This window comes from Parabacteroides sp. An277 (assembly GCF_002159645.1).
Taxonomy (GTDB): Bacteria; Bacteroidota; Bacteroidia; order Bacteroidales; family Tannerellaceae; genus Parabacteroides.
This window is the reverse complement of the sequence record NZ_NFJB01000010.1, coordinates 18,500-40,923: the sequence shown is the minus strand read 5'-3', so window position 1 is coordinate 40,923 and position 22,424 is coordinate 18,500. Positions and strand designations below refer to the sequence as shown.

At 44.3% G+C, this 22,424-nt stretch carries 14 protein-coding genes; 7 read left to right on the top strand and 7 right to left on the bottom strand.

Annotation, left to right across the window (positions count from 1 at the left end; translation table 11 throughout):
- From B5F77_RS05550 to B5F77_RS05535, 4 genes are all read right to left on the bottom strand, one after another.
- Positions 1-3,558 carry a TonB-dependent receptor gene (locus B5F77_RS05550; RefSeq protein ID WP_239445741.1) on the bottom strand — a complete coding sequence of 1,186 codons (3,558 nt, stop codon included), beginning with the start codon at positions 3,556-3,558 and terminating at the stop codon, positions 1-3.
- A gap of 471 nt (positions 3,559-4,029) precedes the next feature.
- Positions 4,030-4,947, bottom strand: coding sequence for a FecR domain-containing protein (locus tag B5F77_RS05545; protein WP_087328794.1), 918 nt, complete (start codon positions 4,945-4,947; stop codon positions 4,030-4,032).
- A 52-nt stretch (positions 4,948-4,999) separates the two neighbouring features.
- Positions 5,000-5,533: an RNA polymerase sigma-70 factor gene (locus B5F77_RS05540; RefSeq protein ID WP_239445740.1), complete on the bottom strand. Its 534-nt coding sequence runs from the start codon at positions 5,531-5,533 to the stop codon at positions 5,000-5,002.
- A 38-nt stretch (positions 5,534-5,571) separates the two neighbouring features.
- Positions 5,572-8,712, bottom strand: a complete 3,141-nt coding sequence (locus tag B5F77_RS05535; protein ID WP_087328790.1) for a hypothetical protein — start codon at positions 8,710-8,712, stop codon at positions 5,572-5,574.
- A gap of 324 nt (positions 8,713-9,036) precedes the next feature.
- On the opposite strand from B5F77_RS05535, the gene B5F77_RS05525 reads away from it, so the two are divergent.
- From B5F77_RS05525 to B5F77_RS05510, 4 genes are all read left to right on the top strand, one after another.
- The gene (locus B5F77_RS05525; RefSeq protein WP_087328786.1) at positions 9,037-9,651 is read left to right on the top strand and encodes an SIS domain-containing protein; all 615 of its coding nucleotides are present in this window, start codon (positions 9,037-9,039) and stop codon (positions 9,649-9,651) included.
- A gap of 22 nt (positions 9,652-9,673) precedes the next feature.
- Entirely contained in the window at positions 9,674-10,597 is a 924-nt protein-coding gene (locus B5F77_RS05520) for a carbohydrate kinase (RefSeq protein WP_087328784.1), read from the top strand.
- Between the two features lie 86 nt (positions 10,598-10,683).
- Complete coding sequence (locus B5F77_RS05515) at positions 10,684-11,748, top strand: tyrosine-protein phosphatase (RefSeq protein ID WP_087328782.1); 1,065 nt, start codon at positions 10,684-10,686, stop codon at positions 11,746-11,748.
- A 60-nt stretch (positions 11,749-11,808) separates the two neighbouring features.
- Entirely contained in the window at positions 11,809-13,515 is a 1,707-nt protein-coding gene (locus B5F77_RS05510) for a DEAD/DEAH box helicase (protein ID WP_087328780.1), read from the top strand.
- A gap of 341 nt (positions 13,516-13,856) precedes the next feature.
- Here the strand turns inward: B5F77_RS05510 and B5F77_RS05505 are convergent, their stop codons facing one another.
- The 3 genes from B5F77_RS05505 to ruvB all read right to left on the bottom strand — a co-directional run bounded on the left by B5F77_RS05505 (position 13,857) and on the right by ruvB (position 19,383).
- The gene (locus B5F77_RS05505; protein WP_087328778.1) at positions 13,857-15,998 is read right to left on the bottom strand and encodes a S46 family peptidase; all 2,142 of its coding nucleotides are present in this window, start codon (positions 15,996-15,998) and stop codon (positions 13,857-13,859) included.
- 854 nt (positions 15,999-16,852) lie between these two features.
- Positions 16,853-18,349 carry a lipopolysaccharide biosynthesis protein gene (locus B5F77_RS05490; protein WP_087328772.1) on the bottom strand — a complete coding sequence of 499 codons (1,497 nt, stop codon included), beginning with the start codon at positions 18,347-18,349 and terminating at the stop codon, positions 16,853-16,855.
- A 5-nt stretch (positions 18,350-18,354) separates the two neighbouring features.
- The gene (gene ruvB, locus B5F77_RS05485) at positions 18,355-19,383 is read right to left on the bottom strand and encodes a Holliday junction branch migration DNA helicase RuvB (RefSeq protein ID WP_087328770.1); all 1,029 of its coding nucleotides are present in this window, start codon (positions 19,381-19,383) and stop codon (positions 18,355-18,357) included.
- Positions 19,384-19,698: 315 nt separating this feature from the next.
- Between ruvB and B5F77_RS05480 the strand changes: the two genes are divergently transcribed.
- The 3 genes from B5F77_RS05480 to B5F77_RS05470 all read left to right on the top strand — a co-directional run bounded on the left by B5F77_RS05480 (position 19,699) and on the right by B5F77_RS05470 (position 22,418).
- Positions 19,699-20,430 (top strand): hypothetical protein, encoded by a 732-nt coding sequence (locus B5F77_RS05480; RefSeq protein ID WP_087328768.1) that lies wholly within the window; start codon positions 19,699-19,701, stop codon positions 20,428-20,430.
- Positions 20,431-20,525: 95 nt separating this feature from the next.
- Positions 20,526-20,885, top strand: coding sequence for a BlaI/MecI/CopY family transcriptional regulator (locus tag B5F77_RS05475; RefSeq protein ID WP_087328766.1), 360 nt, complete (start codon positions 20,526-20,528; stop codon positions 20,883-20,885).
- Between the two features lie 30 nt (positions 20,886-20,915).
- Positions 20,916-22,418, top strand: a complete 1,503-nt coding sequence (locus B5F77_RS05470) for a TonB family protein (protein WP_087328765.1) — start codon at positions 20,916-20,918, stop codon at positions 22,416-22,418.
- The last annotated feature ends 6 nt before the right edge of the window (positions 22,419-22,424 follow it).

The following is a 22,424-nucleotide window of genomic DNA, read 5'->3' as shown; positions in this document are numbered from 1 at the left end:
TTAAAATGTAAGGTTAATACCGAATGAATATTGCCGCATCAAAGGATAAGCCCAACCGTTTGCGCTTGAATCACCTTCGATATTGGCATCTATCTTGTTACTTCCTGGAGACATGCTATACGTATCCGGATAATATCCTGTGGGTAAATGGTGTATAGTAAATAAATTCTCACCACTTAAGAATATCCTAAAACGTTGAATGTTTAGTTTCGTACAGATTGCTTTCGGAAGATTATACCCAATCGTTACATTCTTCAAACGGACATAAGAACCGTCAAATAGATATTTCGTTTGGCGTTGGTGGTTATAGCTATCATTTCCACCTTCTCCATACAAACGTGGATAAAAAGCATTTTGATTTTCTTCCGTCCAATAATCCGTTTGATATTCTTCTATTGCTGAAGGAAATTGTCCACTTGGTATCCATAATTGGCTAATCCACAAATCGCGTTTACCCACTCCGGTGAAGAAGAAAGACAAATCGAAGTCGCGATAAGAAATGCCTCCTGTAATTCCATATTGGAAGCGCGGAGTACTATTCCCTATGACACTCAAATCACCAGGGTTATTCAATGAATTATCTCCATTGCTTATTTCCCCGTCGCCATCTAAGTCTTTATATAAGATGTCTCCAGGTTGTACATTATCCCTATTTTGGCCACGGAAAGCAGGAATATTCTCTTTCAATTTACCGTCTACAAAATCATTTACCGTATAGAAACGGTCCGTTTGATAGCCCCATATCTCTCCAAACTCCATACCTTCCCGATAATAAGTTTTCTCGACGTTATCTTCCGTATCGGTGTAGGTCAGTAACTGCTCGTCATTACTATATTTTGTTATTTTAGACCTTGAATCATATAGATTGAGACCCACATTGTATTTTACTTTCCCTATTTGGTCATTCCATGTCAATGACAATTCCCAACCTTTACTCGTCATGTTTGCCGCATTGACTTTTGGGGCAGATGCACCTAGGACAGAAGGCAGAGGTTGGGCTGCAGTCAACATATCTTTGGTATCTCGTTTATACCAATCGAAAATAATGCCTAATCGATTGAACATATTCAAATCTATACCCACGTCCAATGTGTTTACAGTTTCCCAAGTAAATGAAGAACTTACTAATCCAGGAGGATCGAGTGTTGTAACGTATTTGTCGGAACCTGGAAGGATCCAATTCAAGCTACTGTTAGCTGCCATCGTTGCCAAGTAGGCATAATAATCTACGTTTTGATTGCCAATGCTTCCCCATGAAGCTCTTAACTTTAGGTTATTAAGATAATCCTTCGTACTTTCCATAAAAGCTTCTTCGGATATACGCCATCCTGCTGAGAAAGACGGGAAAAATCCGAAACGATCATCTTTTGGAAAACGAGAAGATCCATCATATCTACCATTAGCTTCAAATAGATATTTCCCTTTATAAGAATAGTTCACGCGATAAAATAAGCTTCGTATCGCATATTCATAGAAATGATCTTCGGATTCTATCGTTCCGGTCGATTGAGAAATGGATGGCAATTTCTGATTAATAGGGTCTTGTCTGGACGCTTGTAATGATTCGCTATACCAATTCTCTTGGTTATAACCCACCATCGCCGAAAAGGAGTGATCGTCTATTTCTTTGCTATAGGTTGCATACGCGTTGATGGCATTGGTCGTCTCGAAGGATTGGAGCATGGTATAGGTGGAAGTATTATAGGATGTTTTCCTTTCACCTGTTATGGTCTCTATGAAATCGAACTGGTCGTTGAATGTCCTTTCGGATGCCCAATAACGGTTAAAGCTGTATTCACCTATAATTTCTAAGTCTTGAATAGGCTTTGCGATCAATCGCCCTAATAGACGGATATTATTGTTCCTATTTATTTTAGGAGTGGAAAGTTCCAAGAAGTTACGTGGTGTGCCGTATGGCAATAATTCTGTACCATCTTCCGTCGTATATCCAGAACCTAATGGCGTATTGGATGGACGATTTTGTGCAAAAGCCCATATCCCGGCAGAACCCCATTCGGATGTTCCGCCAACGGCTGTAGAAGTATTAGAATCTGAATAACGGATATCGGTTTGTACGGTTAGGTACTTATTCGCATCCATACTTACAAAAGCTGATGCGTTATATCTTTTATAAGTATCTTTATCTCCTACTAATACACCGTTCTCATCAATCATACCAAATGCCACACGATAAGTTGCTTTTTTACTTCCTCCTGAAACAGAAATATTATGTTGTTGTTGGAATCCGACTTTGGCCATCATGTCGTCGATCACATCGGATGCCGCCAGGTTATATCGAACGCCATCCGACCACAGATAACCTTCGGGATGTTGTCCTTGGTCGTATTCGTTTATAAATTGGAGCCATTGCCCTGTATCTTGCCCTCCGTAATAGCGTTGTAATCCCATGTCGGCATACGTTTGTACAGTCCGATAAGGATTTACTTTATCCAACAAAGAGGCTGGTTGGGAAAAAGAAAAGTTATTATTGTAAGTTACCCGCATCGGAGCATCTTTCTTCCCTTGCTTAGTTGTAATAAGAATCACACCAAAAGCCGCACGTGCTCCATAGATAGCCGATGCGGCAGCATCTTTCAAAGTCGTTACACTTTCTATGTCATTTGGATCCAATAAGTCTATATCCATCGGGACGTTGTCTACCAAGACCAGAGGCGCCCCATTTGTATTGTCGTTGATCGAAGTCGCTCCTCGTACGTTCATATTGATAGTCGTACCTGGTTTGCCATTATTGCGGCTTACTTGCAAACCCGGAATAGCACCTTCTAATGCTTGCGCCGTATTGCCTACAGGTCGATTTCCTATTACGTCATCCATTTTCACTGTTGATATGGCTCCTGTCAGATTCACTTTCTTTTGCGTACCATAACCAACCACCACCACTTCTTCCAATGCTTTGGAATCTTCTTTCAGGGTGATGTGAAAAGTGTTTTGATGGCCTACTTTTATCGTTTGGGCCGTATAGCCGATATACGAGATTTCCAGTGTCGAGCTGGTACTTGCTTCTAAAGAGAAACGACCGTCCATATCGGTTATCGTACCGTTGGTTGTCCCTTTCTCATAGACATTTGCCCCAATCACAGGCACACCGGAAGCATCTACTACCGTACCGCTCACCATCTTTCGTTGTTGTGTCCCTTGTGTGGCTGGGTTTTCTACCTGATGGTTTGCCCTTCTGCTTAAGATGATTTGGTTATTTTTGATGGTATAAACTACATCCGTGCCATTGAAAAGGGTATGAAGTACCGATTCGATGTCTTTCGCATCCACATCGATAGAGACCCTTCTATCCACATTGATTAGGGTATGATTATATAAGAAAGAATAATCGGACTTCGCCTCGATTTCGTCCAATACTTTTTCTACCGTTGTATTTTTCATCTCCAACGAGATACGCGTTTCTTGCGAATAGAGCGAGGCGGCTTGTGTCTGCACCAGAAAACCGGCTAACAATAATGATGTAATCCGCATACGCATGGGTATTTTAGGTAATAAATCATAAGATGATTTAAAATGCTGAAGTGTTATAATTTTCTTCATATTTTTACGCTGTAAATCATTTAGGTAAATACTTGTTTATCTCTTAAGGCTGCCTTTCGAAAGGTAGGATGTTCGGGCAAGGCAGCGGGGTTTACGCGCGGAGGCGAGCCAACGTCTCCGCTTTTCTTTTCTTATCCGGTGTCTGTTTCTTTCTTCATGATATTACTTTTTTACTGTGTTATTATTAAAATGTCTTTGCTATATTGACGAAACCAGTCGGGAAATACCCTATGGGAAATTCTTACTTTTTTTGATTTATGTCGAATTTATTTTCGGAAAGCCTTGGGCTATATTTCAAAAGCCCTTTTCAAAAGTTCAAAACATCCGAAGAATTTTCTATCTTTAGATTAAAGATATATATCTTCAGTCTGAAGATACGTATCTGCAACTTAAAGATATGTATCTTTAGCCTAAAGATAGAGATTTCCTCGTATCTTTTTCATTTTTTGTCAAGCCCTTCGGCATTTTCGTTCAAGGTAAGGAATGAATCCATACTTTCTTTTTCGAGAAGGCATAATCGGCGGTTGGTTCCGGGTGGATGATTTCACACCGGATAGGGGCTGTTTTTTCTAATAAATCAAGGATTTCCGTGAGGGTTTCGGTCGTAAACGTGGCCGAATAGGTATATTCGTAGAGTTCTTTTCCTTGCAATTGGATGTCGACGTTGAAGTGGCGCGACAATTGACGGACTACCTCTTGCATGGGAGTTCGGCGGAAAACGATTTTACCCTCTCGCCAAGCGGTTTCAGCCAAGAGGCTGGCTTCTTTTGTCTGCATTTTACCCTCTTTTTTCGTGTAAATAAGTTGTTCGCCGGGTTGTAAGTCTTCGCGTTGGCGGGTATTCGTTTGTTCAACTTCGATGTTCCCGTTTGCTAATGTGGCAATAATGTCGGTTTCATCGTCGTAGGCTTGAACATTGAACTCTGTCCCGTAAGCGCTTACCACCAATCCATGCCCGGTTTGCACTTCAAAACGATGTGTGCGGTCGGACATGACATGGAAATAGGCTTCGCCAGATAAGAATACCGTCCGTTTTTCTCCTTCAAATCGCGAAGGATAAATTAATTTCGAACCAGAATTTAACCATACCTCCGAGCCATCGGATAGTTTAACCTTGGATACAACCCCGTAGGCCGTAGTTAACTCGACTTGCGCTATCGGTTGGGATTCTAATTGGTTGAGTTGCTGATATAGATAGCCGGAAAGGAGCAAGGCAGGCAATAACAAAACGGCTGCCATCCGGTATGCGATGCGAAGTAAGCGTCGTTTTGTCTCGTCTCGATGAATGCGCTGGTGCAATTGCTTCCAGTTTTTGTCTACATCTATTTTGCGTTGCATCTGCAACCGCTCTAACCAATCTTCTATTTTCTTGTCTTCTTCGTTCATCATATTCCTTTGTTCTGTTTCATTGACGAAGCCTATGCCTGCTTACCCTATCTAATTATCCTAAAAATCCTACGAAAAAAGGCAAATAATCCTTCAATTCCTTTCGGAGAAGACGCAAGGCTTTCGAGATATAAGCTTCGATGGTTTTTATGGAAAGCCCTTTTTCATCAGCGATTTCCGCATAGGTCTTTCCTTCAAAGCGGTTCAGCCGGAAAGTCTCAGCAATGGGTTCGGGCAACTTTCCTAAAGCGGTTCGGAGGAGTTCTTCCAATTCGTGCGTTGTATAGAAGTCGGAAGTGTCTGTTTCTTCTTTTTTATGTTCCTGTAAATGGACAATCCAGTTTTCCTCGGCCATCTGGCGTCGTAATGTATCTAAACAGGCATTCCGGACGCTGGTTAAAAGGAAGTTGCGGACGGATGATTCGATGTGTAATTGCGTCCGATTCTTCCAGAGGCGATAGAATACTTCTTGCACGACATCCTCGCAATCATCTATTGATTCGAGATAACGTCGTGCAAAGACACATAAAGGAGAAAAGAAATCATAGAACAAGGTGCGAAAAGCGTCCTCGTCATTCCAGAGTGCCATTCGACGGATTAATTCGGCTTCCTTTTCTCCCTCGCTGTTCATTTTACTATCAACTCATGGATTCCTGCATCAGTTATGGCAAAACTTCCTGTTTCTCCTGTCAGGGCATTCATCCAGTGTAATGTATCCTTTCCGGTCGTTTGCACGCAGACTTTCCAACCTTCGTTGTCCTTTTCGATGGTAAGCACATCGCTTGTATTGGCTTCGGGCCGTAAGGCTAAGCCTTGTGCGCAATGAATGGTTTCGATGTGGTAACGACGTACAGGAATGGTAAATTGCTTTGTTCCATAGACAAAAGAGGCATTGCGTAGTTCCTTGTCGCTTTGCCAGTCTGTATTGAGTAGATAAAGGGTGCGCCGCCCTGCATCGTCCCATACCGTAAAGCCGATTTCAGGAGAAGGAGTTATCCATCCTTTCGCTGGTTCATGGTTAATGGCCTCTTGGGCTATCTTTTCCATTTCCGTGCAATAAGCTTCCCGTAAACTCTCTTCTGCCGGATAGGCTTTCTGGGGGAAATAAATGATTTTGCCTAAACCATACGAGATTTCGGTCTTTTGTGTTAAAGAGGCATAATTATTACCTAAAAGTTCGCGAATTAGGGAGTCCTCCTTCGGGAAACAGGGAGGCATGTCGGGTTGCAACTCGGCATTCAAATGCGCAGCAGAGAGTAAAAGTGTCCCGCCTTTGAATACATAATTCCGGATGCGCTCGAAATAATCTGCATCATACGTATTCCAGCCTAAAAAGATAAGGGCGCGATAACGATTCATTACATCTTGCGGCGCTTCTATGGGTAATAAATCGATGGTGCCGTAGGGCGTTGTCGTAAACCATCCTTCCGGGCCGCATCCATCAATGATATTATCGGGATAAAAGACCTTGAGAAGGTCAAAGCTCTCGCAAGCAGCATTGAATTTCCATTTCTTTCCATCTTGTGACCAAAGTGGTCCGCGTCCGAATGACTTCCAAGCATCGTTTTTTCCTTGCAAAACGGCGACGCGGCTCGTGAGTGTTCCTCGGCGGCTATGCGTTTCAATGAAATCCAGCATTTGATGTTGTGCATGGAGATGTTCCTTTCCAGACTTCGTATATCGGTCGTTCGCGTATTCATCCGTCCAAAGAGCTTCTTCGGTATTGAGATGAGAGGAACCATGCATATAAGCTACAGCCAGTGAAAGGTAAAGACGCAAGGCATGACATGGATCGGTGAAAGGTCCAGATCCCCATTGCATGGCGTGGAGCGTCCCATATTGTGTCTTGCTGTAAGCGTACGAAGCTCCGCGTAATGCAGAAAGGATAACTTCTTCCGGTCCATACATTTGTTCGGCGCCCAACCATTCATATCCGGCTTGATATAAATAACGGAAGAGCGTTGAGGGGCCTGTATGGCGTGTACTTTCTCCTTTGGATGAACGAATATTGGCAACGAACGTCCGAGCTCCGTCGGCCATATCCTGCACGCCCTGCGTATCGTAATGGATAAATGTACCATGGTTGGTATAGATTGGACGATGTTTGGCAAAAATACCTCCAAAAGGACGTGCCCGGGCTGCCATATCTGAGAATAACCCTTGATAATGAAAGTGTTGCCAATAATAATAACCGCCATCATTCTCGTGTGCTTGTTTCCCGTGGAACATCGGAGTTTGTAATGTCTCCAAGGATGGATTTATACGCGTGCTGGCCAATGTGCGGCCTTCTACTTGCCAAGCATAGGGCATTTTCAGTTGGTCGAGCAGGAGAACGTAGTGCCGAATGATTTCCGGATTAGCCATGCGGAATCCGCTCCATTGATAGGAGGGGCGGAATTGGTACCAGTTCCCGATGCGTTGTGAAATATACCATTTAAAAAAATAGTCGTAAATGCCGTATTGCTTATCCATGTATATTTCATCTCCGGATGAGAGGTAAATGGGTTCGCCACTCTGCGCGATGACTTGGCAAACAGTATCTTGTTGGATTTGTCCGGACGATTCAATTTGGATAGGAATAGATTCTCCCGCCTTGCCCGCTCGTAATTGTACGACGTGTAGGCCTTTGTCGACACATTGTTTTATTTGTTCGCTCGGCTCGCTTCCTTTTGCAGAGATTTTTAAACGCACGTTGGGTTGATTGGTTTCAATCAATATGCCAAAATCACTTTGTTGGCGCACGAAACGAGGAACACTGATGATTTCAAAAGGACGTGCGGTTTCTTCGATGATTTCAATAGAACGGAGCTCGTAAGGGAAAGCAGCGCGGTGTGCCTCTTTTCGGAGAGAGAGCTCAATCTGGTCTCCTGATTTCGTATCGGGAGGCAATGGAATATAAAAGTCGGCTATGTTGGAAGCCCTATCGAAAATGTAATCTTCAAAGATAACTTGACCGTTCCGTTTTAAGCGCCAACGCGGCCAACTGCGGGTAGAGAGATTCACGCCTACCCAATAATTTTTCTTGTCTGTCTGTTGTGCCTGTTTGATAAATGGTATCTGGCCTATGTTTTTTCCGTTCAGGTATAAGCGTGGTGCTTCCAACCAGCATTCGCCTGAAAACAAATGACCGCCAGCACGCAATAAGATGCAAGCGACATGCGAGGGTAAACGGAAACTTTGCTTGATTTCCCGGTAGCCGGAAGTGCCGGCTGAAATTGGTACAAACAGAATAGAATCTGGGGTGTCGTAAATATCTTCGGCTGCCCGTCCTGGTTGGTCGTAATAGATTTCCAGTTCGAGGCCAAATTCCCCTTGAGGCGATACCTGTAGATTCTGTTGACGGACTACTGGTACTCGGATTTCCAATTCTCCTGCTCCGAGTAGTTCCTTTTCAAGGCGGTAATAGGCATATCGCTCGAATGCTTCTCCATTTCCTTTGAAATAAAGCGAATAAGTGTCATTATGCCGCACGAGGGAATCCAGATTGTCGTCGATGAGATATTCTACCCGCCGAAACATTTCTTCTCCTCTTTTTTCGAAAGGAATAGGCATTCGGACATTCCCCACGACTCGTAGATATTTGTGCGTAGGGACTTCCGTTTGAGTTAGTTCGATGGTAGCAGCGACGGACTCGTCGGGTTGAAGCATTTGTATTTTTGCAGCATTGCTGGGTTGGAAAATCACGTGGCGTGTCTCTTTCCATCCATTTCCGGCCCAAAGGCTTGTTCCGAAGCAAAGCGTTGCCAGCAGTAATCCGATTTTTTTCATGGCCTGTTTGTGTTTATTTTGATTAATATGGACGCAAAGATAGAAAAAGATGGCGAAAAGGGAAAGGAAGCGATGGAAAAAGGAAGAAACGTGACATGTAGAGGAGTGTCACAACTTGAACCGGAGAGATTGAGTTTTGAAGCCCTTCAATGTTCATTTACGCCGGTGTGTTTCGATTTTACTTCTTGTAAAATGTGTGATAGGTTGATTTTATGAATATTTTGAAAGTTTCTCACATGGATTTTTCCCCCATTTCCTGTTTACCCTTGCCATGTGCAAAAAATATTGTAGTTTTGTGCCTACAATCAAATTAGAAATGAGACAATGGTAAACGAAGAAATAGCTGCCATATTAGCGCAAGAGGCAGATGCGGTGCGCAACATCCCGTTGACTTCAGACTACGAAGGGGCAACGGATTTAATCATCGAATATGTACATCATCGTGGTGGAAAATTGATTACCAGCGGTATGGGTAAGGCAGGACAGATTGCCATGAACATGGCGACGACCTTCAGTTCAACGGGCACGCCGGCATCGTTTCTCCATCCCAGCGAAGCGCAACATGGCGATTTGGGTATCGTGCGGGAGAATGATCTCATGTTATTGGTTTCCAATTCCGGACGGACAAGGGAGCTGGTCGAACTGGTTAGTCTCACACGTGGATTAGTACCAGCGATGAAATTTATCGTCATTACCGGTAATCCGGGGAGCGAGTTGGCGCGCGAAGCGGCCATTTGTTTGCCTACAGGTGCGCCGGCCGAAGTTTGTCCTTTGGGACTGACGCCCACTACTTCGACTACGGTCATGACCGTCATCGGCGATATCCTTGTCGTACGGACCATGAAGAAAATCGGTTTCACCAATCGAGAATATGCCAAACGACATCATGGTGGTTATCTGGGTTCAAAAAGCCGCGCGCAGAGCCAGGAAGAAAAATAAGTAAGAAGAAAGGAGACGCAATATGAGGAAAATCATCGGCATCGGCGAAACTATTTTGGATATTATCTTTCAGAACAACCAGCCCTATGCGGCTGTTCCGGGCGGGTCGGTATTCAATGGCCTGGTTTCTTTAGGAAGGTTGGGTAATGAAGTGTTATTTATTAGCGAATTGGGTAAAGACCAAGTGGGGGGGCTTATTCAGTCTTTCATGGAAGAGAATCATATTTCGACTCAATACATCGATTTTTTCCCAGATGGGAAAAGTCCGATTTCGTTGGCTTTTCTCGATGAAGAACAGAATGCCCATTACACATTTTATAAGAGTTTCCCTAATCGACGGTTGGATGTACCTTTCCCTCCCATAGACGAAGATGATATTTTTATCATGGGTTCCTATTTCTGTGTAGATCCTGTTTTGAGGAAACGAGTACGTGAGTTTGTAGAATATGCTACCGAGCGGAGGGCTATCATTTACTATGATCCGAATTTCCGGAAAGCGCATGTCCATGAGGCTATCCATTTGTTGCCGACCGTTCTCGAGAATTTTGAATTTGCCGATATCATCCGAGGTTCTGATGAAGATTTTGAGAATCTGTTTCAAGAAAACCAAGTAGATAAAGTTTATCAGGAGCATGTCCAATTTTATTGTAAAAATTTTCTGATGACGCATGGAGGCCAAGGGGTAGATCTTCGCACGGAACGCGTGAAAGCTCATTATGATGCTCCTGAAATTCCGTTGGTTAGTACAATAGGCGCGGGTGATAATTTCAATGCAGGTGTTCTTTATGGACTTTTGAAATATAACATTAGGAAAAAAGATTTGAATACATTGACCGAGATACAATGGCAAAAGATAATCCGTTGTGGTTTGGATTTATCCAGCGAAGTATGTCAGCACATGGATAATTATATTTCGCGGGATTTCGCCAAGAATTACCAACTCTAAAAAGGAGGTTAAATTAGTATAATGTAGAAATAGGTAGTCGTGTATTCGTTTATCTTTGTGCAAAATGAAGGTAAGAGGTTCATCGTATGAATAGGAAATGGTGCGCATTAGGCTTGATAGGTTGGATGTGGATATGGCTTGTAGGATGTACGCCAAAAGCCGGTAATATCCGCGTGGTTTGCGTGCGGGATGAAGTGGGTAATTATATTCTCAAGTGGGAAACAGATCCTAAATTGAAAGGACAGGTGCAAGTATATGCCTCCGCGACACCCGAAAATTTCGATATGTCCGTTCCGGCATTATCGGCAAAAATAGAAGACGGTGTAACTACATTCATTACCAATGATAACTTAAAACGATTGTATTTTCGCCTTATTTTTGATGGAGAATATCAATATGATGTAAGTGCACGTTATTCCTTTATGGATAATATACAGAATTTCCGCGATTTAGGTGGTTATTATACTTCCAAAGGAAAGCAAATGAAATGGGGTATGATTTATCGCTCGGGTTCTATCGAACGCTTTGATGTGCGAGATTCTGTACGCCTGAGTAGTATAGGTATTCGTACGATTTTGGATCTTCGTTCAAAAAAGGAAGTAGAAGCAGCTCCTATTTCTTTTGCAAAAGCTAACGTGGTTCGTGTATCGATTTCAGATGGTGATAGGGATGCGCTTATGGAGCGTTTGCAGGCAAATACGCTTCGGAAGCAAGATGGCATTTTATATATGGAGGATAAATACCTTCAATTTGTCACTCAAGATTATGATGTGTTTGGCGAAGCATTGCATCTGTTTTTAGATGAGGCGAACTATCCGATCTTGATACAAGATGATTTGGGGAAGGACCGGACAGGTTTTCTTTCTTCTTTGTTGCTTACTTTGCTGGACGTCCCGCGTGAAAGCGTGATGCAAGATTATTTAGCGTCGAACCGTTATATTGACGTAGGTTTTTTTGCGAAAGATGCTTGTTCGATGAGTCTAGATGCGCAGGAGACTATCACGGTGCTTCTCTCTGCCAAAGAGAGTTTCTTAGATATTGCTTACCAAGAAATTGATCGGAAATATGATTCGTTTCAAGAATATACTGAGAAAGAGCTGCATTTTTCTTCTCAAGATCAAGCACAATTGCGAGAGATATTGTTAAAGTAGAAAGGATTGCGTATCTTTGTGCCCGCTTAAGCATTTTATATATTTACAAATACACATAATTTGAAGACATTTGAAGAATTGAGGATTGCAGAACCTATTTTGCGCGCAATCCAAGAGTTAGGTTATGAGGTTCCTATGCCGGTGCAAGAAGAGGTAATTCCTATTTTGCTGGAAGGAAATGATGATGTAATCGCGTTGGCTCAGACAGGTACGGGAAAAACGGCGGCGTATGGTTTGCCTTTATTGCAACGGGTCGTGGTTGAAAATACTTATCCACAAGTATTGATTTTGTGTCCGACGCGCGAATTGTGCTTGCAGATAGCAGACGATTTAAAGGATTATTCGAAATATATTACTCGTCTCAAAGTGTTGCCCGTTTATGGTGGCTCAAGTATTGAAAGCCAAATTAATATGCTTCAGAAAGGAGTACATATTTTGGTGGCAACTCCGGGACGTTTGATGGATTTGATGCGTCGTAAGAAAGTGGATTTAAGTGGTGTGGGAAATGTCGTTTTAGATGAGGCGGACGAGATGTTGGATATGGGATTCTCGGAAAGTATTAATGCGATATTCGAGGCTCTTCCTGCAGAACGTCATACGTTGCTCTTCTCAGCTACGATGCCGAAGGGTATTGCTGCTATTGCCAAGCAATATATGTATGAACCGAAAGAAATTGTCATCGGACGTAAAAACGAGGGAAATCAAAATATCCGTGATATCTATTATATGGTACGTGCACAAGATAAATATGTGGCTTTAAAACGTATTGTCGATTATTATCCTAATATTTATGGCATTGTCTTTTGTCGTACGCGTAAAGAAACGCAAGAAATTGCGGATAAGTTGATTCGGGATGGATATAATGCAGATGCGTTGCATGGTGAGTTGAGTCAATCGCAACGAGATTATGTGATGCAAAAGTTCCGGATTCGCCATTTGCAATTATTGGTGGCTACGGATGTGGCGGCTCGTGGTTTGGATGTAGATGATTTGACGCATGTAATTAATTATGGGCTCCCGGATGATGTAGAATCGTATACACATCGACGTGGACGAACTGGGCGTGCGGGAAAAACAGGTATTTCTATCTGTATTTGTCATGTGCGCGAGAAACGTAAAATCCGGGATATTGAATCGGTTATCAATAAGAAGTTTGAGGCAGGAAAGGTCCCGACTGGCAAAGAGGTTTGTACGAAGCAGCTTTTCAACTTTATGGATGAAATCGAACGGGTAAAGGTGGACGAAGAGGAAATTGCTGATTTGATGCCTCAAATTTTCCGCAAACTAGATTGGCTTGATAAGGAGGATATAATTAAGCGTATCGTCTCGCTCGAATTTAATCGCATGATTGAATATTATAAGAATAATGGCGATATTAAAGTACTGAGCGATGAGCCTAAGTCTAAGAAGGTAAAAACTGAGGTTCCTGCAAAGAAAGCGAAAGCTAAGAAAGAAACGGATAGTAATAATGGATATACGCATTTGCGGATAAATTTAGGCGGTATCGATGGTTTGGGACAAGATTCGCTGATTAAGTTGGTGTATCAACAAGTGGGCGGTGGCATTCGGATGCGTCGTATCGAGGTGAAGAAACTGTATTCTACCTTTGATGTGCAAAATGCAGAAGTTGAACGTATTATTAATAGTTTTCGGGTATTGCAAGTGGGTAATCGGAAGGTTTCGGTTGAGGCTGTTCCCAGTGGCCAAAAACGAAAAGGACGCCGTTTTGAACATTCAAAAGGAAAAGGGCGAAAGAAAAAATATTAATCTGCTTATTTATTCATACGCTTGTAATAAGTGTTGAATGAAAAAGATATATCTTTGCGTTGTCAAAGAAGAACGCATTATTGACAATTAGTATATTTTTGCACTGTGGTTTTTCATAATAATTATTGAAAGATAAACTGAAAGGTAGGGGGCTGTCGCGAGATAGCCTCTTATTGTTTTCGGCCTGTTCAGGATTCAGGCGGGTTATTGCGACTATTCATTTTGTTTTTTCTGCACGCTCTTTGTTTCGCTCGGCACATTACAATTAAAGCGTACGCTGCAAACTCTTTGCATCGTACGCTTTAAAACGTGTTATCCTATTAGCTAATAACGTGTTCCGATTACTTCACCAGCTTTAGCTCTTCTATCAGGCGCGGGCATTGGCCCCACTTATCTATCATGAAGAGGACATAGCGGATGTCAACGCCGATGCAACGTTGTAATTCCGGTTCGAATGCGATATCGCCGCTCATGGCTTCCCAGTTGCCGTCGAAGGCGAGGCCGATGAGGCGGGCGTTCTTATCGAATATCGGGCTACCGGAATTACCGCCGGTGATGTCGTTGTTCGTCAGGAAGCAAAGCTGGAGGTCGCCGTCCGCGTTGGCGTAAGGTCCGAAGTCTCGTTCTTTGATTAGGTCGAGAATTTCAGGTTGTACAGCAAACTCGTCGCTCGTCGGATCTTGCTTTTCAAGGATACCTTTCTCAGTCGTGAAGTAAGTGTACCACGCCGCGTCGTAAGGACGATAGCCGCCAATGCTACCATAACTCATGCGCATGGTGAAGTTCGCGTCTGAATAGAAAGTCTTTTCCGGATACATTTCCATCAAACCGGCCAGGTAAAGACGTTCGCCCTGGATGATTTTATCGGAAGCGTCGTTCATCTCTTGCCGCAGATTCAGCATAGCCACAAGCGAAGAGAAGCTGAGTTCGAACGCAGGATCTTTCTTCAACTTGGCATTCTTCTTCGGATTGGCAATCAGCTCTACAATATTCTCGTATGAAAGGAGTTTGGTCTTCTTGAAGACGTCGGCTGCGTATTTCTGGTAATTGCCTTTATATTTCTTGTCAATCTTCGTAAATACATCTGGCAGATATTTGGCCGGGATGCGCTGTTTAGCGATTTGCATCATGGCGGCGAGTACCTCTTGGTCGAGCGTAGGTTCGTAATCCTTGAAGAACGGTTGGATACGGTCTTCGAGGAAGATGCGGCGTTCTTCGAGAGTCGAGCCAACCGGGTCGAAACTATTGACCATGCGTGCCAGACCTACAATTTCCGTGCCGCGCTCTAAAGATTCCATCAAGTAGGTCAAAGCGCGCTGGCATTCGTCCGACGACGTATACCCCTCTTCCAGCATCTTCAGTACTTCGCCATATTTAGCTTTCCGTTGTGCATCTTGCGCCACCCATGCGGCAAACGCTTTCTCTTGTTCTTGCTTGCGGGCGATGACGCCAAGGCGTGCCAAACCCTTATTCATGCCGATAGAGTTCTTCCAGTAATTGGAACTACCTGCGTATTTCGACGCATATTTGATACGAACTGCATCGCTGGCCGACATGGCACGTTTCCAAATATCCTGCTTGATGCCGCGTACTTCAATACGCGGTACGTTTTCGCTCTCAATACGTTGTTGTACGCCCCACGAACAGAGGTAACGGCTCGTGCTGCCGGGGAAGCCGATTGTCATGGCATAATCCTTGTCTGTATAGCCTTGCAGGGATACTTCTGCCACATATTTGGGTTGATACGGTTTGTTCTCTTTTGCGTATTCCGCCGGCTCGTTCTTGGCATTTGCATAGACGCGGAAAACAGAGAAATCGCCCGTATGTCGTGGCCACATCCAGTTATCCGTATCGCCGCCAAATTTACCGACTGACGAAGGCGGGGCAAACACCATGCGCACGTCGCGGAATACATTATACACGACTAAATAGTATTTATTGTCCGAATAGAACGGTACTACTTGTGCTGCCTTGAACTCGTCTGTACCAATCGAGTCGCATAACACTTGGCCAATCGAATCGGCCGCCATCACGCGTTTATATTCCTCGCCGATGCCTTCGATTTCAGATACGATGCGGTTCGTCACATCGATCGTCTCGCGCAAATAGCGGACGGTCAATCCCGGCACGGGCAATTCTTCCTCTTTGCTTTGCGAAACGAATCCATCTTTCAGGTAATCATGCTCTACGCTGCTCAATTGCTGGATCGAACCATACCCGCAATGGTGGTTCGTGAAGATTAGACCTTCGTTTGAAACCGTAATACCCGTACAGCCTCCGCCAAAGATGACTACCGCATTGGCCACGCACGGGTCGGTCTCGCTATACAATTGCTCATACGAGGGATTGAATCCCAGTTCTTTCATGCGGGCCAGATTCTGTTTGTTCAGTTCTTTCAATACCCACATGCCTTCGTCGGCATACGCAGGCATTAAAGCCATGAATCCTAACAGTATGCTCCCAATTAATCTTTTTACGTTCATTTGATGTTGTCTTGTCTGTTAATTAATATTCGTTCAATTGGCTGCAAATGTACGAATTTCTGTTCTTTTCTCTTGAAAGAAAAGAACCAAAAGTTCAAGGCTTACACTCCAGAGGCTACAAATTCGCTTCGCTCCGCTAAAATCTCGGAAAACTCGCTTCGCTCAAACAGCCGAGATTTTTTCACGCTCCGCTTGGAATTTGCTTTACGTCTCTTCCGTTAGACCGGTTTGTCCCTGTCTTCTCCTTCCTTCTTCTGCTGCCTCAAGCTGGAAGCATTGCATCTGGCTTCACACTGTATTGCATAGTTCTAGAATCAATGATTCTAGCTTCGCGCAGCGTTGTATGTTCTTAGAATCAACGATTCTAGTCTCTCGCAGCGTTGCATGTTCTTAGAATCAATGATTCTAGTCTCTCGCAGCGTTGTATATTCTTAGAATCAATGATTCTAGTCTCTCGCAGCGTTGTATGTTCTTAGAATCAATGATTCTAGTCTCTCGCAGCGTTGTATGTTCTTAGAATCAATGATTCTAGCTTCGCGCAGCATTGCATGTTCCTAGAATCAATGATTCTAGTCTCTCGCAGCGTTGCATGTTCTTAGAATCAATGATTCTAGCTTCATGCAATGTTGCATAGCTTTAGAAACAATGTTTCTAGCCTTGTACAAATGAAAATGCAGCCAAACCGGCCTAACGAAAGAGGCGTAAAGCAAATTCCAAGCGGAGCGTGAAAAAATCTCGGCTGTTTGAGCGAAGCGAGTTTTCCGAGATTTTAGCGGAGCGAAGCGAATTTGTAGCCTCTGGAGTGTAAGCCTGATTTTTTGGTTCTTTTGCATCAAGGCAAAAGAACAAACGTTTCATTTGAAATATTTCCCGACATAAGGCAATTCGCGAAGTGGCAAGTCGCGGCGTATCATCAAGAGAACATACACGCCTAAAAGCAGAGAGCGGAATCCCAGCCGGAACAGCGTCGACTCGATGGGCGCGTACATGCCGACGACATAAAGACCTGCAGTCACACCGGTGTAGAGGGCAGCCGACTTCAAATCGTAGGGTATCGGATATTTCTTTTGTCCGATAAAGTAGGAGAGGAGCATCATGAGCAAGTTGCAAAAGAAAGACGCCCAAGCACATGCCATGTAACCATAGGCAGGCGTAAAGAGGATGATAATCGCCACCGTCGCTACGCAGCCGATAATCGAAAAGTAGGCGCCCCACTGCGTCTGGTCGGTTAATTTATACCAGAACGAGAGATTGAAGTAGATGCCAAAGAAGAACTCGCCCAACATCACAATCGGCACGACCTGCAAACCTTCGTAATAATGACTGCCGACGAAATGTTTGATAATATCCATATAAAACATCACGCCCAGGAAGATAACGAGCGAGAAAATAATGAAATACTTCATCGCTTCGCTGTATGCTTTCGTATTTCCTTCGCTCTTATTCTTGGCGAAGATGAAAGGTTCGTAAGCATAGCGGAACGCCTGGATGAACATCACCATCACCACCGCCACCTTGAAGCACGCACCATAGATACCCAGTTGCCGCATCGCTTCGACCTTATCCTCGAACAGCAACGGAAAGAGGATTTTGTCTGCCGTCTGATTGAAAATGCCGGCAATACCTAAGATAAGTATTGGGAAAGAGTAGCGCACGATCTCTTTTTGCAGCTTCCAATCGGGGCGGGCTTGGAATCCCGGACGCATCGAAGGTATCAAGCAAAGGAAGGTAACGCCGGTCGTAATGACATTGGTCAGAAAGACGTAGCCTACACCATAATCCGGCCGGTAGAACCAGTTCATCGCTTCCGGTATCCGTGCGTAAAGGTAAGGACATATCACAAGGAAGAAGATGTTCAAGAAAATGTTCAAAAAGATATTCAGCAACTTGAGGCCGGCAAAGCGGTAAGCTTGTCCGGCATAACGCAGATAGGCAAACGGAATGCAGCAAAAGGCATCGATGGCAGTAACGACGAGCATCATCCCCAAGAACTCCAACGGAGCATGATATTCCAAAGCCGAAGCGATTGGGTGCAGGAAAAGTAGGACGAGTATGATGAATGCGGCCGCTAATCCGCCAACCCATGTCATGACCGACGCATACACCCGCATCGGTTCCTTCTCCTCCTTTTTATTGATGAACCGGAAGAATCCTGTTTCCATGCCGCACGTCAGCAATACCAGCAGAAGTGCCACCCAACCGTAGAGGTTCGTTACGATTCCGAAATCACCCGTGTCGGTAAAGACGCGGGTGTACATCGGTACCAGCATCCAATTGAGGAATCGCCCAATAATGCTACTTAATCCATAAACTGCGGTCTCTTTCGCCAACCGCTTCATCCCGTTTGCCATATTATTTAAAACAATGTCCCTTGTCCATCGCCTAAATCGTGCATCCGTCCAAGATGCGTGTAGGCCAGTTCGGTAACTTCCCGTCCGCGGGGTGTCCGCTTCAGGAAACCCTCTTTGATGAGGAAAGGTTCATATACCTCCTCGATGGTTCCGGCATCCTCGCCCAATGCGGTGGCGATAGTTGTCAGTCCGACAGGGCCTCCCTTGAACTTATCAATGATGGTCGTTAATAATTTATTGTCTATTTGGTCTAATCCGTAACGGTCGATGTTCAATGCCTCCAGCGCATAGCAAGCAATCGCCTTGTCTATCTTGCCACTTCCTTTCACCTGAGCGAAATCCCGTACCCGGCGAAGCAGGGCATTGGCAATACGGGGCGTCCCTCGACTTCGGGAAGCAATCTCCTTAGCGGCTTCCAGTTCGCAATGTACATTTAATATATCCGCACTTCGGAGAACAATCTTCGTCAATGTCGAAGCATCGTAATATTCCAAATGTAGGTTGATGCCGAAACGTGCACGTAGCGGACTGGTCAGCAATCCGCTTCGTGTCGTAGCTCCTACCAATGTAAAAGGCGCCAAATCAATCTGGATCGAACGTGCGCTGGGGCCTTTGTCGATCATGATGTCAATGCGGTAATCCTCCATGGCGGAGTATAAATATTCCTCTACGACGGGACTCAAGCGATGAATCTCGTCGATAAACAACACGTCGTTCTTTTCGAGCGAAGTCAAGACGCCCGCCAAATCGCCCGGCTTATCCAATACCGGACCCGATGTGACCTTAAAGCCCACACCCAGTTCATTCGCGATGATATTCGACAGGGTCGTCTTTCCCAAACCGGGAGGTCCATGAAGCAATACATGGTCTAATGCCTCCTTGCGCATCCTTGCAGCCATGACGAACACCTTCAAGTTCTCGACCACTTTCGCTTGTCCGCTAAAATCGCGAAACGAAAGCGGACGGAGCGCATTCTCGTATTCACGCTCGCTTTCCGGCATCCGTGCATCTCGTATATCAAATTCGTCTTCCATTTCCTTTTTGTGTAATCGACTTGCAAATGTACATAAAATTCCCCGTATCCCCATCCAAAAATCATTTACCCCTATAGAAAACTTCCGGTGAGTATGGAAGAAAAGTGGTTTACCCGTGAAGTTTTCTTCAAATATCGTCGGTGTTTGTACAAATATCGACGATATTTATTTATCTTTAGTTTAAAGATATACAAATATCGACGATACGTAGAGAAAATATCTTTGTGCAGGCAAGTTTTCTTCGGTATAAAAAGAAGTTTTCTTGCTTGGCTTTTGCTTTTTTCGTATCTTTGCAGATAGATTTAAATTAGGAAAATGGATTTGCTTCCGAAGAAAAACACGTGGCGGAAAACGATTCTCTTTTACCGTTTCTTGCGCTATCGCAAAGGGTTTGGCGTACATTCCCCGTTTGCCTTCGCATTGATTACGCGCGTAATCGGAGAGCGGGGGGGCTTTTATTGTTATTATGATATCGAACTGATTCGGCGGCAGTTGGTGCATAAGGGATTTCCGGGTGTGCGCCGCGAAATCAAGCGCTCACACGGGCAGTTGCTGTTCCGCCTGGCCAATTATTTTAAGCCGAAGAGGCTTTTGCAAATCGGTTCGCCAGCCGGCATTGCGACGCTTTATCTCACTTCGTATGCTTCCGATATCCAGTGCATCACGCTCGAGGCGGATAGCGAATCTGCGCAGAAGACGGATTGGTGTGTGCGGAAATATCAACATGCGCCTGTTCAAGTCCTTGCTGGAGATTACCATCAAACCTTGCCTCAAGCTTTGCAGCAACTTAAGACGCTCGATTTCGTATTCTTTCAGACCGCTTCGCGCAAGGGCGAGAATCGCGCGTGGGTTGAAGAGGCGCTGAAACATATCCATCCTGATTCGGTATTTTTCTTCGAAGGAATCCGTGCGAATGCCGAGATGCGCCAACTTTGGAAAGAACTGTGTTTGCGTCCGGAGGTCGTTTTGAGTTTCGATCTTTACAACGTCGGTCTGCTCTTTTTTAATCCTCGTTTTCACAAGCAGAATTATATTGTTTATTTCTAAAACGATTTGCTTTTGTTTTATTTAACAGTATTCTTTATCTTTGAATTACGAAAATATCGTAGATTTGCGACAGAATCGTAAATGAGGTAAATGATATGGAAAAGTTAACAACACAAGAGGAAGTGGCGATGCGTTTGATTTGGAAAATCGGCCCATGCGTTGTCCGTACGCTTCAAGCGCAGTATCCAGAGCCGAAGCCGCCCTATACAACGTTGGCATCGGTCGTGAAGAATTTGGAAAGGAAAAAGTATGTGCGGAGCCGGCGGTGTGGAAATGTATACGAATATTTCCCCCTGGTCGAACAGGAAGAATACAAGAAAGCGTTCATGAAGGAGACCGTCTCGAATCTCTTTTCGAATTCTTACAAAGAGTTAGTCTCTTTTTTTGCGAAAGAGGAGAAAATCTCGGCAAAAGATTTGCGGGAAATTATTGATATGATTGAATCTAAGAAGTAAAAACCTTCACATATTATTTATATTTATAAGATGGAAGCGACCTTATTCTATTTCCTGAAAGTGAACATAGCCTTGGCGTTTTTCTACGTTTTCTACCGGTTGTTGTTCATTCGCGACACGTTTTTTCGTGTACGGCGGACGTTGTTGAACCTGTTTTGGCTTTTGGCATTTGGTTATCCTTTTGTGGATCATATTGCTTGGATGGCTAACGAGCCGCTTCCTGTGGTCGAGGCGGCAGTGCAAAGTTATGCGACTTGGCTTCCGGAGGTGATGATTCAGTCCGGTGGACATCATGTCTACTGGACATGGCCTGTCTGGATGCTGTTGTACGGAGGCGTGGCCTGTTTGCTCTTTTGTCGTTTGCTTTTCCAATTGGTAGGTATTTTTCGGTTAGTATCCCAGTCTAAGCTCAGTTGGATAAAGGGAATACGGGTTCGTCTTCTTCCTGCTCCTTCCGGACCGTTTTCTTTCTTTGGTTGGATATTTGTATATCCGGAAGCGCATTCCGAAAAAGAATTATCAGAGATATTGATTCACGAAACAGCGCATGTACGGGAAGGACATTCGCTGGATATTTTAGTATCGGAACTTGTCGCTTGCCTTTGTTGGGCGAATCCGTTTGTTTGGCTTTTGAAGCGCGAAGTGCGGTATAATTTGGAATACTTGGCGGATGCGTCGGTCCTTCGTGCGGGATGTGACGGGAAAACGTACCAATACCATCTTTTAGAATTGGCTTATCACAAGGCTGCAGCTATTTTATATACTCATTTCAATGTTGTACCATTAAAAAACAGAATTCGTATGATGAACAAACAACCTTCTCAAAAAGTAGGGATGGTAAAACTCCTTTTGCTTTTCCCTTTGTTGGCTTGCTTGCTTTTATTGAGCCATTGTAAGCCAAGTGATAAACAAGCGGCAGATGCGGATGGGCGGGTCACAGTTTCCGCTTTCGTGGTAGACGGGCAGGGCCCCATCGCAGGAGCCAATGTGATTATCCAAGGAACTACTGAGGGCACGATTACGGACCTTGACGGACATTTTGTGCTTTCGGTTCCGCAGGATGGTAAAGTACTTATTGCTTTTCCGGATTATCAATCAAAAGAGATTGCCGTAGAAAATATTCGGAAAGATATGAAACTTACTTTAGAGCCGGTACAAATGCCTTCAGTGGGTGTTTCGTCTGATGGCCAAGTATCCATAGAAGAGCAGGTCTTTACGGTTGTAGAGGAGATGCCATCGTTTCCAGGCGGTACGCAAGCGTTGCTCGATTTCATTTCCAAGAACGTGAAATATCCAGTGGCTGCCCAAGAGAATGGCATCCAGGGGCGTGTCGTGGTGGGCTTCATTGTCCGTAAGGATGGATCGATTTCCGACATCCAAGTGATGCGTGGTGTCGACCCAGCATTGGACAAGGAGGCAGTCCGTGTTGTGGGGTCGATGCCGAAATGGCAACCTGGCAAACAACGGGGTGTAGCCGTATCCGTGAAGTATATCCTTCCTGTCTCGTTTAAGCTCCAGAGAAACTTGTTCTGAACACTT